Origin of the sequence: Bradyrhizobium monzae (assembly GCF_021458635.1) — a bacterium.
Taxonomy (GTDB): Bacteria; Pseudomonadota; Alphaproteobacteria; order Rhizobiales; family Xanthobacteraceae; genus Bradyrhizobium.
On sequence record NZ_JAIRDQ010000010.1, the window covers coordinates 76,693 to 93,363 of the forward strand.

Sequence of the window (16,671 nt, forward strand, 5' to 3'; positions counted from 1 at the left end):
GGCTCTTGAAAGCGCGCAAGCGCAGACCTAGCGGCAAAGGTTAACAAATTTCGTCGCTATTCGATGACGTCGTTCGCGATTGCGAGCAGGCCTGGAGAAAGCGCGACGCCAATGGCCTTGGCCGTCTTCAGGTTGACGGCGAGCTCGAACTTGGTGGGGTTCTGGACCGGCAGGTCCGCGGGCAACGCGCCCTTCAGGATACGATCGACATAGGAGGCGGCCCGCCGCAGCTGCTCGGCGCTATCCGTGCTATAGGACATCAGCCCACCCTCGTCGACGAAGACGCGGCTCCAGAACACCGCCGGCGCGCGTGCCTCGGCGATCGCCGCCAGCAACGGCGCACGATTGGCCATGGTGAAGAAGTCGGGCAGCACCAGCAGGCCGCCGTCCTTGCGCGCGGCCAGCGCCACGATCGAGGCGGCATCACGCACCGGCGCGGGTTCGACCGTGACGCGAAGCGTGCGCGCGGCATCCTCGATCGTGCGCAGCATCAGGGGCGCGAATGGGGCGGTGGCGGGATTGTAGACGACGAAGACGCGGGCGACCTTTGGCGTGACCTGCGTCAGCATCTCCAGCCATTTGCCGGCGAGCGGGCCGTCATAGTCCGTGAAGCCGGTGATGTTGCCGCCGGGATGCGCGAGGTTTTGGACAAAGCCCTGGCTGACGGGATCGGTGACGACGGCGAACACGATCGGAATCGTCGTTGTACGCTGGCGCAGCTCTTCGACCGACGGCGTGCCGATCGCGAGCAGGACGTCGGGCTTCAGCGCGATCAGCTCGTCTGCAAGCCGGGCGATGGGCGCGCGATCGCCGGCCCCGCTGCGCCAGTCGACCTTGAGATTGTCTTGCTCCCTCCAGCCAAGGGCGGCGAGCGACTCGGCGAGGCGAGCCTGCCCGATCACGTCATCGGCCGTGACCGAGAGCACGCCGAGCCGGCGCGGCGCGTTCGGCTGCTGCGCCAGCACCGAAGCCGACCATGCCGTGACCGTCCCAAGAAGCGCCAGACATTCGCGGCGGTTCATGGAGCGCCCATCAGATCCAAGCACATTAGATCCAGCCCTGCAGCTCGTGCAGCACCAGGGTGCGGATCACGTCCATGCCGGGATCGCTGTCGTTGAGGCAAGGGATCGCGGAAAATTGCTCGCCACCATTGTGCTTGAAGATCTCGGCATTCTCCTGCGCGATCTCCTCCAGCGTCTCCAGGCAGTCGGCGGAGAAGCCCGGCGTCACCACCGCGATGCGGCGCACGCCTTCCTTGGCGAGACGCTCCATGGTCTTGTCGGTGTAGGGCTGCAGCCACTCGTCATTGCCGAAGCGCGACTGGAAGGTCAGCAGCAGCTTTGTGTCGTCCATGCCGAGCCGACGGCGCAGCGCCTCGGTCGTGGCGACGCAGTGGCTCTGATAGGGATCGCCCTTGTCGACATAGGATTTCGGCATGCCGTGGAAGGAGGCGACAATCAGCTCCGGCTTGAACGGCAGCGTCGCCAGATGCGTTGCGATCGAGACGGCGAGCGCCTCGATATAGGCCTCGTCCTCGTAATAAGGCGGCGTCACCCGCAACGTCGGCTGATTGCGCAGGCGGGCGAGCACGCGGAACACTTCGTCGCAGACGGTCGCCGAGGTCGAGGCGGAATATTGCGGATAAAGCGGCACGGCGAGAATGCGATCGCAGCCCTTCGCGATCAGCGCATCGATGCCCGCCTTGATCGACGGATTGCCGTAGCGCATCGCCCAGTCCACCACGACATGCGTGCTATCAGACAGCGCAGCGGCGAGCTTGTCGCTCTGCGAGCGCGTGATGGTCTTCAGCGGCGATTCGTTCCTGTCAGTGTTCCAGATCTTCCGGTAGTCGAGCGCCTTGGTGCGGGGACGGCTGCGCAGGATGATGCCGTTCAGCACCAGCTGCCAGATCAGGCCCTGGTCCTCGATGACGCGGGCGTCCGAGAGAAACTCCTTGAGATAGACCCGCACGCCCGGGGCGTCGGCGGTGTCGGGCGTACCGAGATTGACCAGCAGCACGCCGACGCGCGGCTGGGTCGATGGCACGGCCGGTTTCGCTGAAACGATGGGGGCGATGGTCGTCATGGTCCGTTGCGTCGCGCGTTGCTCCGAACTTGTCAAGATTGGGCCGGTTTCGCTAGGGTCGGTGCGCAGGGGGGAGGAACCATGACGCTGGCGGAATGGTGCGTATTCGGGGCACTGCTGCTCTATCTCTTGACGATCGCCTCGATCAAATGGATCAGGTTTCGCGGATTCGACAATTCCCGGCCGCGCGATCCCGCGTTCTATGAGGACGCCATCGCGCAGCGCGCGCTTGGTGCGCACCAGAACGGGATCGAGACCTTCCCGTTCTTCGCCTTCGCGGTGCTGCTCGCCGAATTCCGGGACTCGCCGCAGCGTCTGATCGACGAGCTCGCGGTGCTGTTCCTGATCGTGCGGATCGCCTATGTGCTGACCTATCTCGGCAACCGCCCGACACTGCGCTCCATCCTCTGGAGCATCGGCTTTGCGCTCAATCTCGGGATCTTCTTCATGCCGATGTTGAAGCGGTTGTTGCAGGTGTGACGGTGCCGTGTCCCGGACGCGGTGCAGCGCGATTGCGCTGCTCCGCAGAGCCGGGACCCAGAAAGCCACAGCTTGCCGAACGGAGAGATGGGCCCCGGCTCAGCAGCGCACCGCTACGCGCTGCGCCGCGTCCGGGGCACGAGAGTTTTGCCTAGAAACACGTGGTCCGCTCGGCCGCGACATAGCCGAGCAACAGCCCCGCGCCGAACAACAGCACGAGGGCCGCGGCGCCGAATTCGACGCCGCGCATGAAGAGGGCGCCGCCGCCGTCGCGCCCTGCGCTCAGGCGGCCGGCGATCTCTTTCGCGGAGACGGCAACGATCGCGATGGCGGCGACCGTGATCGCGGTGCCCAGTCCCATCAGGAAGGTCGCGGCGATTCCGGCCCAGAACAGGCCCTGGGCCAGCGCAAACACCAGCACCAGGATCGCACCCGAGCAGGGGCGGATGCCGACGGTCAGGATCGCGGCAAAGCCGCGCCGCCAGCCACCGGGGCCGGCGAGCTCGCTCGGAGTGGGGCCATGGGAATGGCCGCAATGCTCGTCGTGGACGTGGTCGTGCCCATGGTCGTGATGGGCGTGCGCGTGGCTGTGATCGTGGTGATGGTGATCGTGATGATCATGCGCATCATGATGATGCTGATGACCGTGATCGTGATGGTCGTGCGGCACGCCGGCGATCGCCGGCACCGGCTGCGTTGCCTGGAGCGCGCGGATGAAAATGCGGCCCTTGACCCAGACCAGCCGCAGGCCGAACAGCGCGATCAGGCCATAGCTTGCGATCTCGATCGCACCCTCCGCCTTGCACATGGTCTTGGCGGTTGCGTTCAGGATCCAGGCCGAGACGCCGACGATCAGGATCGCAACCACCGACTGCATCAACGCCGACGCAAACGACAGCGCGATGCCGCGCCGGGCGGTCTCGCGGTTGGCGACGAGATAGGAGGCGATCACCGCCTTGCCGTGGCCGGGGCCGGCGGCATGGAAGATCCCGTAGGCAAACGAGATGAACAGCAGCGTCCATACCGCCGAGCCGTCGGTCTTCGCGGCGCGGATGGTCGACGACATCTGGCGATAGAATTCCGACTGCTTCGCCAGCAGCCAGCCGATCAGACCGTTGGCCGCGGGCTCGGCCGCCTGCGCCGGCTTCGGCGCCCCGAACGGATTTTGCGCCAAGACATTGTGAAGCGCTGCATCGACCACGCCGGCGGCGAGGAGAACCGCGGCGCAGACAATGAGCCCGCGTGCGAGCGGAGAAAGATGCGGCTTCAAGGGCAATCCACCGTGATCTTGTTGGCGAACATCATGCCGAAATTGGCGTTAGGGCCGTCCATGAAGGTCTGCTCGTTGAGCTTCTGCGCCGTCGCCGTACCGTCGCTGGGACGATCGAGCTTCATCTGACAGCCCGCGGGCGCGCCGACCAGCTTGACCGGATCGTCCTTGGCCATCTGGAAGTCGATGAAGAAGGAGCGGTCGAACACTTCCAGCATCAGTTGCTTCGGCTTGAGCGGCGTCTTCAGCGGCAAGGTGAAGTGCAGGGTCAGCACCGTATCCTTGTAGTCGAGATAATAGTCGACCGGCTCGTTGAAGCGCTCCTTCTTGCCGTCGGCTCGCGCAAAGGTGAAGTAGGCATATTCCTTCAGCGACTCGACATTGGTCTGCGCCAGCGGTCCCAGCTCCTCGCGCGTATAGGCCCCCTTCTTCTTGGCCTCCAGCCCCTGCACCGCATAGGCCGAGAACATGTCGTCGAAAGTCCAGGCGTGGCGCACGCCGGTGATCGAGCCGTCCTCGGCATAGAGCAGTTCGCTGGTCGCCGTGATCCAGACATGCGGATGCGCGCTCGCCGCGCCTGATGCGAGCATCATCGCTGCGGCGAGCAGCCATCCCAGCAGGGCGCGCATGCCGGTCAGGCCGCCTTGGCGTCGTCGAGCAGGCCGCGACGGCGGAGCAGCGCGTCCGGCTCGGGCGGGCGACCGCGGAAGGCCTCGTAGGCGGCTTCCGGATCGACCGATCCGCCGCTCGAATAGATGTCGTCGTGCAGACGTTTTGCCACGGCGGGATCGAAGATATTGCCGGCCTCCTCGAAGGCGCCGAAGGCGTCGGCGTCCATCACCTCCGACCACATGTAGCTGTAATAGCCGGCCGCGTAATGGTCGCCGGAGAAGATGTGGCCGAACTGGGTCGGCCGGTGCCGCATCGAGATTTCCTCGGGCATGCCGATCTTCTCCAGCTCCTTTTTCTCGAAGGCGCGGACATCCTGCACGGCGGCGGCAGGCTGGGAGTGGAACTCCAGATCAACCAGCGCCGAGGAGACGAACTCGACGGTGGCAAAGCCCTGGTTGAATTTTCGCGCGGCGAGGAAGCGCTTGAGCAGATCGTCCGGCAGCGGCTCGCCGGTCTGGTAGTGGCGGGCGAACTGCTGCAGCACCTCGGGCCGCTCCTGCCAGTGCTCGTAGAGCTGCGAAGGCAGCTCGACGAAATCGGTGAACACCGAGGTGCCCGACAGCGACGGATAGGTCACGTTGGAGAGCATGCCGTGCAGGCCGTGGCCGAACTCATGGAACAGGGTGCGGGCATCGTCGGGCGACAGCAGCGAGGGCTCGGCTCCGGTGCCCTTGGCAAAATTGCAGACATTGATGACGAGCGGCGCGATTTCGCCGTCGAGCTTCTGCTGGTCGCGCAGCGAGGTCATCCAGGCGCCGGAGCGCTTTGACGGCCGGGCGTAGTAGTCGCCGTAGAACAGCGCCTTGTGCTTGCCGTCGGGGCCCTTCACCTCCCAGACCCGGACATCGGGGTGCCAGACCGGCACGTCCTTGCGCTCCGCGAAGGTGACGCCGAACAGGCGCGTGGCGCAGTCGAAGGCGGCGGCAATCATATGGTCGAGCGTCAGGTAGGGCTTGATCGCGGCGTCGTCGAAATTGGCGCGCTGGAGGCGGAGCTTTTCGGCGTAGAAGCGCCAGTCCCAGGGCGCGAGCTTGAAATTGCCGCCCTCCTCCGTGATCAGTGCCTGCATCTCGTCGCGGTCGGCGAGCGCTCGCGCCCGGGCCGGCTTCCAGACCCGCTCAAGCAGGCCGCGCACCGCATCCGGCGTCTTGGCCATGGAATCCTCGAGCCGGTAGGCGGCGAAGGTCGGGTAGCCCAAGAGCTTGGCGCTCTCCTCGCGCAGCCTCAGGATCTCGCCGATGGTCGTGTTGTTGTCGTTGGAATTGCCGTTGTCGCCGCGCGCCGTGAAAGCCTTGTAGACCTTCTCGCGCAGGTCGCGCCGGGCCGAGCTCTTCAGGAACGGCTCGGTCGAGGAGCGCGACAGCGTCACGATGGCCTTGCCTTCCATGCCGCGATCTTCTGCCGCAGCCTTGGCGGCGGCGACAAAACTCTCCGGCAGGCCCTGGCGGTCGGCCTCCCCCAACTCCATGAACCAGTCCTGCTCGTCGCCGAGCAGATGATGGCTGAAGCCGGTCGCGAGCTGGGCCAGCTTCTCGTTGATCTCGGCCATGCGCGTCTTGGCCTCGTCGGAGAGGCCGGCGCCGGCGCGGTGGAAGCGGGTGTAGGTGCGCTCCAGCAGGCGGAGCTGCTCCGGGTCGAGGCCGAGATTGGCGCGGTTCTCGTGCAGCTGGGCGATGCGGCCAAACAGCACAGCGTTCATCATGATCGGATTCCAGTGCCGCGCCATCCGCAAGGAGACCTCCTTGTCGATGTCCAGGATGACCGGGTTGGAATGCGCCGAGACCAGGTCGTAGAAGACGGAGGCGACCTTGTTGAGCAGCTTGCCGGAGCGCTCCAGCGCCGTGACGGTGTTGGCGAAGTCGGCCGCGGCCGGATCGTTGGTGATTGCCGCGATCTCGGCGGAGTGATCGGCAAAGGCCTGCTCGAAGGCGGGCAGGAAGTGCTCCGGCGTGATCTCGTTGAAGGGCGGGGTCGCAAACGGCGTCACCCAGGCCTTCAGCAGCGGGTTGGTCTCGGAGTCCGTAGTTTGGCGGGGATCTGACATCGCAAGTCCGTTTTTTGAGCCAATTTGTTGGGTCCAGCTATAGCACGCGATGGGGCTTTTTTGGGCCATTTGGCCTTGCTCCCGCCCGCCTTTTCGGGGAGATTGCGGCCCTCGAAGCCACGGACCCCAGTGCCCATGAACGCGCCCTCCTCGTCTTCCCGTCAGATCGTCTGGCCGAGCGTCATCACCGTCATCAGCGCCGCCATCCTGATCGGCGCCGAGGTGTTCGGCGCGGCGTTTGCCGGCGGCTGGGCGCTCGCGATCCTGTTCGGTCTCGGCGACCAGGGCGCGCACATCCTTCAGGCCGTGCTGTTCGCACTCGGCGTGCTTGTCATGACCGCCTTCATCCGCGCAGCTCAGCGCGTCGAGCCGTTCTTCAAGCGCCGCTGACGCTTCGCGCGCGTCCGAGTCACGCGCACGACACAGAAAACTTAACGCGCGTTCATCTTCCGCGTCGCTCGCGCAACACTGCGCAAGTAGATGTTAGGCAATTCTGTCCTCAGCCTAAAAAAATTCTTGCGAAGCTGAGTCAAAACCCTTATGTGCGCTCTTGCCCAATTTCGCACGTGCCTGTGGTCGTGTGTCAGTCGGTAGGTATCCGGACAAGAGGCCGGACAGCCGCCAAGGGGTGAGGAAGCCGAGGGGCTCTTCGGAAGTGCCGAAGTCGGAGACTGAAAAGTCGAACGACTGAAGGCAAACCCGAAGCGTCCAGCATCTCTCTCAAAGAGATGCCTTGTCGAAGGTGACTTCACTTTTTGCAACCGTGACTGGCAGCCGGAGGCGAACCGGCGCACCCCGCTCTCAACGGGGGACGCGACTTAAAGCAACGACGGATCGGGCTTTTTTGGTCTCTACCGGCAGTCCAACGCCGGCGCGGGCTACTGAAAAGGCTTGTCCTTCATTGCCAGGTGTGCGGGCGGGAAATTCCCAACCAATCCACGGCAGCACAGTCTGATGTGAGTCTTTGGCTCGTCGCGCCTCCATCGCGTGATCTGGCCGGAGCGCTCTTATCCGACGACATTTTTTGAACGGATCCCCGTCGCTGGGCCGTTTGGGAGAGTGCTATGACCGAACGTATTCAGGAATTCCTGCGCAACCGCCGCAGCGAGGGCCGGGACACCGAGCCTTGCCTCGTGGTCGACCTCGAGGTCGTGCGCGACAATTACCAGACCTTTGCCAAGGCGCTGCCCGACAGCCGCGTGTTCTATGCCGTCAAGGCGAACCCGGCGCCGGAAGTTCTGGCGCTGCTGGCGTCCATGGGCTCCTGCTTCGACACCGCGACCGTCGCCGAGATCGAAATGGCGCTGGCTGCCGGCGCGACGCCCGACCGCGTCTCCTTCGGCAACACGATCAAGAAGGAGCGCGACATCGCGCGCGCCTTCGCGCTCGGCATCCGGCTTTTTGCCGTGGACTGCGTTCCCGAGGTCGAGAAGGTCGCCCGTGCCGCTCCCGGCGCGAAGGTGTTCTGCCGCATCCTCTATGACTGCGCCGGTGCCGAGTGGCCGCTGTCGCGCAAGTTCGGCTGCGACCCGGAAATGGCCGTCGAGGTGCTCGACGTCGCCAAGCGCCTGGGCCTGGAGCCGTGCGGCATCTCCTTCCATGTCGGCTCGCAGCAGCGCAAGGTGAAGGCGTGGGACCGTGCGCTGGCGATGGCCTCGCAGGTGTTCCGCGACTGCGCCGAGCGCGGCATCAACCTGACCATGGTCAACATGGGCGGCGGCTTCCCGACCAAGTACCTGAAGGACGTCCCGCCGGTCGTGACCTACGGCCGCTCGATCTTCCGCGCGCTGCGCAAGCACTTCGGCAACCAGATTCCGGAGACCATCATCGAGCCGGGCCGCGGCATGGTGGGCAGCGCCGGCATCATCGAATCTGAGGTCGTGCTCATCTCGAAGAAGAGCGACGAGGACGAGGTGCGCTGGGTCTATCTCGACATCGGCAAGTTCGGCGGTCTCGCCGAGACCATGGACGAGTCGATCCGCTACGCCATCCGCACCCCGCATGACGGTGCGGACATGACCCCGTGCGTGCTCGCGGGCCCGACCTGCGACAGCGCCGACGTGCTGTACGAGAAGAACCCGTATCCGCTTCCGGTGACGCTCGAGATCGGCGACAAGCTGCTGATCGAAGGCACCGGGGCCTATACGTCGACCTACTCGGCGGTGGCGTTCAACGGCATCCCGCCGCTGAAGACCTACCACATCTAAGCGGCCTCTCCTTTTCCGAGGCCTGACGAACCCGGGAGCCGGCTTGCCGGCTCCTCCCTGACATCTTTGATTCTGACGACGTCTTGGACCGGCGTGCTGCGCGCACGTCGGCTCAAGCGGGGACTGACGCGCCATGACTGCTTTTCGGAAGCCACAAGTCGCCCTCACTTCGAAAGCCGCTCCGTTCGCGATCCGTGCGGAACGCACTGTCGACGTCGCCGCCCGTGAAGCGCTGCTGGATGCCTGCTTTGGCGAAGACCGCTATGGCCGCACCTGCCAGCGCCTGCGCGACGGACGTGCACCGGCCGCAGGCCTTGCCCTGTCGGCCGTGCGCGAGGGGACACTCGTGGGAACCGTGCGGCTGTGGCACGTCAGCGCCGGAGGCAGGCCCGCTCTGGTCCTCGGACCATTGGCGGTGGACCCTGCCTGCCGCGAGCTCGGGATCGGCGCCGCGCTGATGCAACAAGCGCTGGCCGCCGCCCGGGCGCGCGGGCATGCTGCCGTGATCCTGCTCGGCGATGCGCCCTACTATGCCCGTTTCGGCTTCACGGGCGAGAAGACCGGCGCATTGGCGTTGCCCGGCCCGTTCGAGCGCGACCGCCTGCTGGCGATCGAGTTCACCGACGGCGCACTGGATGGCGCGGAGGGGATGATCGTCCCGACCGGCGCGGCCCTGCCTAAACGGAGGGTAGTTCGCGCCCTCCAGGCGCACGCGGCCTAAGGGATTGCCCTGATGGCGAAGACCGAAGCCGCATTGAGCGGCAACGCCCGGCCGCGCCTTCGCCGGGCTCTATTCCTTTGGGGTTGCACCAATCCCGGAAACGCCCTTTAACCCCACGAAATTCCCCCTTTCAGTCGAGGCCGAACCGATGTCCCGTCGCCTGATTTCCACCGGCTCCCCCTTCGAGAAGACCGCCGGATACAGCCGCGCCGTGATCGACGGCGAGTTCGCCTTCGTCGCGGGAACCACCGGCTATGACTACACCACGATGACCATGCCGGCCGATGTCACGAGCCAGTCACGCAACTGCTTCAAGACCATCGAAGCGGCCCTGAAGGAGGGCGGTTTCGAGATGGCCGACGTGGTCCGCGTGACCTACTACCTCACCGACATCAAGGATGCGGACGCGCATTTCGCCGTCTGCGGCGAAGTCCTCGGCAATATCCGGCCAGCGGCAACGCTCGTCGCCGTCTCGGCGCTCTACAAGCCCGAAATGAAGGTCGAAATCGAAATCACCGCCAAGCGCCGCAGCGCCTGATCCATTCGTCACCCCTCTGTCCGCCAAGCACGTTCCGGAGAAACCATCCATGAGCCCCACCTCGCAGATCTACGCGAAGATCACTGGTCCCATCGTCATGGTCGGCTTCGGCTCCATCGGCAAAGGCACGCTGCCGATGATCGAGCGGCATCTCGATTACGACAAGTCGCGCGTCACCGTGATCGATCCCAAGGACGAGGGCCGCAAGGCGCATTGCGAGAAGCAGAATGTGCGCTTCATTCAGAAGGCCGTGACCCGGGACAATTACCGCGAATTGCTGACCCCGCTGCTCACCGAAGGCGGCGGCCAGGGCTTTTGCGTCAACCTCTCGGTCGACACCGGCTCGACCGACATCATGGAGCTCTGCAACGAGCTCGGCGCGCTCTATATCGACACCGTCAACGAGCCCTGGCTCGGCTTCTATTTCGATTCGACGAAGGGACCGGAAGCGCGCTCCAACTACGCCCTGCGCGAAGTGACGCTGGCCGCCAAGAAGGCGCGCCCCGCGGGCTCGACCACGGCCGTGTCCTGCTGCGGCGCCAATCCCGGCATGGTCTCCTTCTTCGTCAAGCAGGCGCTGCTCAACGTCGCGGCCGATCTGAAGCTCAATGCCCCCAAGCCGAAGACCAAGGCCGAATGGGCGGATCTGATGCGGCAGGCCGGCATCAAGGGCGTCCACATCGCCGAACGCGACACCCAGCGCGCCAAGAAGCCGAAGGAGCCTGACGTGTTCGTCAACACCTGGTCGGTGGAAGGTTTCCTCTCGGAAGGCGTGCAGCCGTCCGAGCTCGGTTGGGGCACCCACGAAAAATGGATGCCCGAAAACGCGCATACCCACGAAGCCGGCTGCGGCGCTGCCATCTATTTGATGCAACCCGGCGCCAACACGCGCGTGCGCACCTGGTGCCCGACCCGCGGCGCGCAATACGGCTTCCTCGTCACCCACAACGAGTCGATCTCGATCTCCGATTACTTCACGGTGCGCGATGCATCCGGCAAGGCGGTCTATCGGCCGACCTGCCACTATGCCTATCATCCGGCCGACGATGCCGTGCTGTCGCTGCATGAGATGTTCGGCCGCGCCGCCAGGATGCAGGAGAAGCACCACATCCTCGACGAGAACGAGATCGTCGACGGCATCGACGAGCTCGGCGTGCTGCTGTTCGGCCACGACAACAACGCCTATTGGTATGGCTCGCAGCTCTCGATCGAGGAGACCCGCAAGCTCGCGCCCTATCAGAACGCCACCGGCCTGCAGGTGACCTCCGCCGTGCTCGGCGGCATGGTCTGGGCGCTTGAAAACCCGAAGGAGGGCATCGTCGAAGCCGACGAGATGGATTTCGACCGCCTGCTGGAAATCCAGCTGCCGTATCTCGGCCCGGTGAAGGGTTTCTACACCGACTGGACGCCGCTGACGGATCGCCCGGGACTGTTCCCGGAAGATATCGACACCAGCGATCCCTGGCAGTTCAAGAATATTCTGGTGCGGTAGCCCGTCATTCCGGGGCGCGCCACTTGGCGCGCGCCCGGAATCCATCGGGCCTCAGAGACTGCGAATGGATTTCCGGGCTCGCGCTGCGCGCGCCCCGGAATGACGGAAAGACCTACTTCTTCTCAATCGGCGGCGCGATCTTCTCTGCCGGTGCGGGCGGCAATGCCGGTTTGGCCGCGCCTGCCGCGCCCTGCGTCTGCGGATCGGGGCGCGCGGGCTCCGGGGCCGGCGTGGTCGGTCGGTCACCGCCGGGCTTTGCCTCGGCCGGCGTCTTGTCCTGATCGTTGGACGGAGTGCCCTGCAGCGGCTGCGTCGCCTGCGCCAGCTCCATCCGGTTCTCGGCGCGGATTTGCGCCAGCGACATCACTGACACCACGACGCCTGCTGCGAACAGCGAGCAGGCAATTGTCAGGTCGAGCTTCAGTCTGCGCTTGTCATCTTGGCCGGGCATGTCGATCACCGCCTTTGTCCACGGAATCAACGAAGCTGGCGCGCGCGGGTTCCGTGCCCGGAGAGGCGGGAACCGCGCGTTTGCGCGCCGCGCCTACTCCGTGGTGCTGACTTCCCAGGTGGCGTGGCGCACGCCCGGGAGGTGCTGGAGATCGGTCGCGACCACATTCAGCTCGTTCGGATCGACCGCGGACGCTACCAGCTTTGCGACGATCTCCAGAACGTTCTCCCCGATCTCGACGACGTCGACATCGGCCACCGGATATTTCGCGGCCTCGAGCCTGTCGATCAGACGGTCGCGCATATCGGGTAGCGCATCGGTCGCGACCGCGAGCTTGAAGTAATAAGTCGCCTCCGAGGTCTTCTCATTCAACGGGATGCGGTTGATGGCGTTGACCAGCGGACGCAGCATGGTGTTGCCGGCGATGACGAACACGGTGAGCGCCGCTGCCTGTGCGACCAAGTCGGCCCCGGCGCAGGAGCCGACGGCGGCCGAAGTCCACAGCGTCGCCGCGGTATTGAGCCCGCGCACGTCCATGCCCTGTTTCATGATGACGCCCGCGCCAAGGAAGCCGATGCCGGACACGACGTAGGAGATCACCCGGACCGCGCCGTCGGCGCCGGTCAGATGCATGGCAAGATCGACGAAGGCGGCGGCACCGACCGCAACCAGTACATTGGTGCGCAGGCCCGCGGTGCGCTGGCGATATTGCCGCTCGGCGCCGATCAGCGTGCCCAGCACGAAGGCCGTGAACAGGCTGACCAGCGTGTCGGCGAAATCAGCGATCTGGAAGGTCGTCAGGAACCGCATGGTCCCCTATACGGCCGGAACGATGACAGATCAAAGCTCCAGCAGGCCGCCATCCCCATTTTCGTCGGCGAAGGCCAGCAGCGTGCCCTTGGCGTTCCAGGCGAGCCCCGCCACCGGCGGCGTGCCGTTGCGGCGAACCAGGATCTCGGCACCATCTTCCAGACGCACCATCAGCACGGTGCCGTCGCTATAGCCGGCGGCCAGGATGTCGTTCTTGGGGTGGCAGGCGACGACCGACACGCGCGCCTGCAATGGCGCCAGCATCGCGGGCTCCTTGCCCATCGGGCCGTCCTTGCTGGCGAACGGCCATATGATGACGGTGTCGGCACCCGAGGTCGCCAACCCCTTGCCACCCGCGCTCCAGGACATCGAGCGGACGCGACCGGGATAACCGGTCATGCGCATGTGCCTGTTATCGGCGAGCCGCCAGCCGTGCAGCGCCGACTCATGCATGGTGGTGACCAAAAATTTGTTGTCCGGGCTGAAGGTGACGCCGAGATGCGAACCCGCCCAGGGCAGGAATTCGGCTGACCCTTCCAGGTTGGGAAACCACAGCGTCGCGCCGTTGTAATGCGCGATCGCGAGCCGCAGGCCCTTCGGCGCGAACGCAAGGCCGCCGACGGTCGAGGGTACCTCGAGCGACTTTTCCTCGGCCTTGCCGCTCTTGACGGTCGCGGTCTTGCCGGCCGACCACGCGTAGGCACCATCCGGATGCAGCGCCACCGCGTCGATCCAGCGCCGCTTCGGATCGGTGGCGAGCAGCGTCACCTCGCCCTTGGCGTCGAGCGCGACGACCTTGCCGTCGTCGCCGCCCATCACGAGGCGCTTGCCGTCGGAAGCGGTCGAGAGAATGCCGCCGCTGTGGACAGCAATTTTGCTGACCTCACCATTCGCCGTAGCGAAAGCGACGTTCTCCTCGCCGCCGACGAAGGCGGCGCGGGGACCAAGGAAATGTAGCGAGGTCACGCCCATGCCGAGCGTAACCGGCTTGACGCGGTCGGTGACGGAGACGATCGAGGCGGAATCGGGAGCCGGCGTAAACTCTTTCATCACGGGACGATGCAGCTCTCGAAGCCCGCGCGAATGAGCTCTTCAGGCAATTCGCGGCCGATGAAGACGAGGCGGCTCTCGCGCGGCTCGCCCTCCTTCCATTTCCGCTGATGGTTGCCCTCCAGCATCATGTGGACGCCCTGGAACACGTAGCGGTCGTCATCGTCATGGAAGGCGAGGATGCCTTTGGAGCGCAGGATCTTGCCGCCCTCGACCTGCACCAGGTTCTGGAGCCAGGGCATGAACATGTTCGGATCGAGCGGCTTGTCGGTCTTGAGCGAGAGCGACTGCATGTCCTCGTCGTGATAGTGCTTCAGGCCGTGGCCGTGATCATGGTGGTGATGATGGTCGTGGCCGTGATGATCGTGGTCGTGGTCATGATCGTCGACCTCGAGGAAATCCGGCTCGATGTCGAGGATGCGGTCGAGGTCGAACGCGCCGCGGTCGAGCACGTCGGCCAGCGCCACCGAGCAGCGCTCGGTGCGGTGCAGCTTGGCATAGGGGTTGATGCCGCGGATGCGGGCCTCGACCTCGGCAAGCTCCGGCTTGGTAACGAGATCGGTCTTGTTCAGCACGATGACGTCCGCAAAGGCGATCTGGTTCTTGGCCTCGGGTGCGTCCTTGAGACGGTCGGACAGCCATTTGGCGTCGGCGACCGTGACCACCGCGTCGAGGCGCGCGTTCTTCTGCACATCCTCATCGACGAAGAAGGTCTGGGCGACCGGCGCCGGATCGGCAAGGCCGGTGGTCTCGACGATGATGGCGTCGAACTTGCCCTTGCGCTTCATTAAGCCGTCCATGATGCGGACGAGGTCGCCGCGCACGGTGCAGCAGATGCAGCCGTTGTTCATCTCGAACACTTCCTCATCGGCGCCGATGATGAGGTCGTTGTCGATGCCGATCTCGCCGAATTCGTTGACGATGACGGCGTATTTCTTGCCGTGGTTTTCCGACAGGATGCGGTTCAACAACGTGGTCTTGCCGGCACCGAGATAGCCGGTCAGGACGGTCACGGGAATTTTGGAGGCGGTCGCTTCAGACATAACAACTCCGACTTCGGGCTTTCCGCGCGACGCAAGGCGGGGGTCGCCCCGACGGGGTGGCCCCCTGCCCTAGTGGTCAAGCGCGCTGGTCAGCGCCTTTATATTGTGCCTGACCATGTCAATGTAAGTGGGTGCAGACCCCTTTTCGCCGGTCAAACCGTCCGAAATCAGGGTCCCGCCGACCTTTGCCCCGGTCTCGGCCGCGATCCGCCGGATCAGCCGGTCATCGCTGATATTTTCCAGGAAAACGGCCGGGATCCTCGCGGCCTTGATCTGGCCGATGATGGCCGCGATATCCCGTGCGCTGGGCTCGGTTTCCGTGGAGACCCCCAGGGGCGCGATGAACTGGATACCGTACTCGGCGGCGAAATAGCCGAAGGCATCATGGGTCGAGATCACCTTGCGCCGCTCAGGTGGGATTTTGGCGACGGCCTCGCGGACCTCGCGGTCGAGAGCTTCGAGCTTTTCCAGATAGGCTTTTGCCTGGGTGCGGAAGAGCTCGGCATCATCGGGGGCGGCCGCGGCCAGCGCGTTGGCGATATCAGCCACATAGACCCTGGCATTGGGGACCGACTGCCAGGCATGGGGGTCTGCGGCCGAGCCGAGCTTCAAGGGCGTGATGCCGGCACTCGCGTTTACGATTGTCGCCCTGCTGCCGGAAGACTGCACCAGCCGCGGCAGCCAGCCCTCGAGGCCGAGCCCGTTGACGATGACGAGTTTTGCGTCCGCGATCCGCTTCGCGTCGGATGGCGCCGGCGTGTAGACATGGACGTCGCTGTCGGGGCCGACCAGCGTCGTGACGCTGACACGATCACCGCCAATGGTGCGGACGAAATCCCCGAGGATCGAGAAGCTCGCGACGACGTTGAGCGGCTCCGCGGCGCGCAGCGGCGAGGCGATCAGCAGAAGCACGCAAAGCAGGAGACGCCGCATCATCGTCATGCTTCCAGATGCCGGCCGGGAAACAGCTGCCTGACGATGCCGCCGACGCGGCCGAACAGGACGGAGACGATGTAGATCATCGTTGCCACCAGAATGATCGCGGGGCCCGAGGGCACGCGGGTCTGGAACGACAGCACGAGACCGGCATAGCCCGAGACGGCGGCCGCGACGACCGCGATGCAGATCATCACGGTGAGATCGCGCGACCAGAACCGCGCGATGCCCGCCGGCAGGATCATCAGGCCCACCGCCAGCAAGGTGCCGAGCGCCTGAAAGCCGTTGACGAGGTTGATGACGACGAGCGCGAGGAAGGCGAGATGCGCGGGGCCGCCGGCGCGGCTCACCGTTCGTAGAAACAAGGGATCGACGCTCTCGATCACCAGGGGGCGATAGATCACGGCCAGCACGAGCAACGTCACCGTAGCGTTGAAGGCGACCACCAGCAGCGTCTGATCGTCCATCGCGAGGATGTTGCCGAACAGCACGTGCAGCAGGTCGATATTGGTGCCCTTGATCGAGACGATGGTGACGCCCAGCGCCAGCGAGGCCAGATAGAAGGTCGCGAGCGACGCATCCTCCTTCAACCCGGTCGATCGCGCGACCACGCCGGCGAGGATCGCGACCGCAAAGCCGGCGATCAGGCCACCGGCCGTCATCGCGAACAGATTGAGGCCGGAGAGCAGGAAGCCGACGGCGGCACCGGGCAGGATCGCGTGCGCCATGGCGTCGCCGACGAGGCTCATCCGCCGCAGCATGAGGAACACGCCGATCGGCGCGCCCGCCAACGACAGCGCGATCACCGCGGCGAGCGCCCGCCGCATGAACTCGAATTCGGTGAATGGACCGATCAGCGCGTCATAGACCAT

General features: G+C 65.1%; 17 protein-coding genes. 6 read left to right on the forward strand and 11 right to left on the reverse strand.

Features of this window, described 5'->3' with window-relative positions; all coding sequences use genetic code 11:
• Window positions 1-56 precede the first annotated feature (56 nt).
• Both K3F49_RS29685 and hemH read right to left on the reverse strand, forming a co-directional pair.
• On the reverse strand, window positions 57-1,022 hold the full coding sequence (locus tag K3F49_RS29685) for an ABC transporter substrate-binding protein (protein WP_234684449.1): 966 nt from the start codon (window positions 1,020-1,022) through the stop codon (window positions 57-59).
• 25 nt (window positions 1,023-1,047) lie between these two features.
• On the reverse strand, window positions 1,048-2,085 hold the full coding sequence (gene hemH, locus K3F49_RS29690; protein ID WP_234684450.1) for a ferrochelatase: 1,038 nt from the start codon (window positions 2,083-2,085) through the stop codon (window positions 1,048-1,050).
• 81 nt (window positions 2,086-2,166) lie between these two features.
• Here hemH and K3F49_RS29695 point away from each other — a divergent pair, with 81 nt between their 5' ends.
• Window positions 2,167-2,565: an MAPEG family protein gene (locus K3F49_RS29695; protein ID WP_234684451.1), complete on the forward strand. Its 399-nt coding sequence runs from the start codon at window positions 2,167-2,169 to the stop codon at window positions 2,563-2,565.
• A 151-nt stretch (window positions 2,566-2,716) separates the two neighbouring features.
• Here K3F49_RS29695 and K3F49_RS29700 read toward each other — a convergent pair whose 3' ends face one another.
• Genes K3F49_RS29700 through K3F49_RS29710 form a run of 3 tightly spaced genes read right to left on the reverse strand, consistent with a single transcriptional unit; the run spans window position 2,717 to window position 6,551 of the window.
• Window positions 2,717-3,835, reverse strand: a complete 1,119-nt coding sequence (locus tag K3F49_RS29700) for a nickel/cobalt transporter (protein WP_234684452.1) — start codon at window positions 3,833-3,835, stop codon at window positions 2,717-2,719.
• Window positions 3,832-4,464, reverse strand: coding sequence for a DUF1007 family protein (locus tag K3F49_RS29705; RefSeq protein WP_234684453.1), 633 nt, complete (start codon window positions 4,462-4,464; stop codon window positions 3,832-3,834). Before K3F49_RS29705 ends, K3F49_RS29700 begins: the two co-directional genes overlap by 4 nt.
• A 5-nt stretch (window positions 4,465-4,469) precedes the next feature.
• A complete protein-coding gene (locus K3F49_RS29710; RefSeq protein ID WP_234684454.1) occupies window positions 4,470-6,551 on the reverse strand; it encodes a M3 family metallopeptidase in 2,082 nt (693 codons plus the stop codon).
• 135 nt (window positions 6,552-6,686) lie between these two features.
• On the opposite strand from K3F49_RS29710, the gene K3F49_RS29715 reads away from it, so the two are divergent.
• The 5 genes from K3F49_RS29715 (at window position 6,687) to K3F49_RS29735 (ending at window position 11,509) form a co-directional block, all read left to right on the forward strand.
• Window positions 6,687-6,941, forward strand: coding sequence for a hypothetical protein (locus K3F49_RS29715; RefSeq protein WP_148775157.1), 255 nt, complete (start codon window positions 6,687-6,689; stop codon window positions 6,939-6,941).
• 674 nt (window positions 6,942-7,615) lie between these two features.
• Window positions 7,616-8,758 (forward strand): type III PLP-dependent enzyme, encoded by a 1,143-nt coding sequence (locus tag K3F49_RS29720; protein WP_234684455.1) that lies wholly within the window; start codon window positions 7,616-7,618, stop codon window positions 8,756-8,758.
• 133 nt (window positions 8,759-8,891) lie between these two features.
• Window positions 8,892-9,479, forward strand: a complete 588-nt coding sequence (locus K3F49_RS29725) for a GNAT family N-acetyltransferase (RefSeq protein ID WP_234684456.1) — start codon at window positions 8,892-8,894, stop codon at window positions 9,477-9,479.
• Window positions 9,480-9,627: 148 nt separating this feature from the next.
• Window positions 9,628-10,017, forward strand: coding sequence for a RidA family protein (locus tag K3F49_RS29730; RefSeq protein WP_234684457.1), 390 nt, complete (start codon window positions 9,628-9,630; stop codon window positions 10,015-10,017).
• Window positions 10,018-10,066: 49 nt separating this feature from the next.
• Window positions 10,067-11,509, forward strand: coding sequence for a homospermidine synthase (locus K3F49_RS29735; RefSeq protein ID WP_234684458.1), 1,443 nt, complete (start codon window positions 10,067-10,069; stop codon window positions 11,507-11,509).
• 112 nt (window positions 11,510-11,621) lie between these two features.
• Here K3F49_RS29735 and K3F49_RS29740 read toward each other — a convergent pair whose 3' ends face one another.
• The 6 genes from K3F49_RS29740 to K3F49_RS29765 form a co-directional block, all read right to left on the reverse strand.
• Window positions 11,622-11,960, reverse strand: coding sequence for a hypothetical protein (locus tag K3F49_RS29740; RefSeq protein ID WP_234684459.1), 339 nt, complete (start codon window positions 11,958-11,960; stop codon window positions 11,622-11,624).
• 93 nt (window positions 11,961-12,053) lie between these two features.
• A complete protein-coding gene (locus tag K3F49_RS29745) occupies window positions 12,054-12,770 on the reverse strand; it encodes an MgtC/SapB family protein (RefSeq protein WP_234684460.1) in 717 nt (238 codons plus the stop codon).
• A 30-nt stretch (window positions 12,771-12,800) separates the two neighbouring features.
• Window positions 12,801-13,820, reverse strand: coding sequence for a WD40 repeat domain-containing protein (locus K3F49_RS29750; RefSeq protein ID WP_234684461.1), 1,020 nt, complete (start codon window positions 13,818-13,820; stop codon window positions 12,801-12,803).
• Window positions 13,820-14,863: a CobW family GTP-binding protein gene (locus tag K3F49_RS29755; protein ID WP_234684462.1), complete on the reverse strand. Its 1,044-nt coding sequence runs from the start codon at window positions 14,861-14,863 to the stop codon at window positions 13,820-13,822. The genes K3F49_RS29750 and K3F49_RS29755 overlap by 1 nt, the downstream gene beginning before the upstream one ends.
• 69 nt (window positions 14,864-14,932) lie before the next feature.
• Complete coding sequence (locus tag K3F49_RS29760) at window positions 14,933-15,796, reverse strand: metal ABC transporter solute-binding protein, Zn/Mn family (protein ID WP_234684647.1); 864 nt, start codon at window positions 15,794-15,796, stop codon at window positions 14,933-14,935.
• A gap of 5 nt (window positions 15,797-15,801) precedes the next feature.
• Window positions 15,802-16,671, reverse strand: coding sequence for a metal ABC transporter permease (locus tag K3F49_RS29765; protein ID WP_234684463.1), 870 nt, complete (start codon window positions 16,669-16,671; stop codon window positions 15,802-15,804).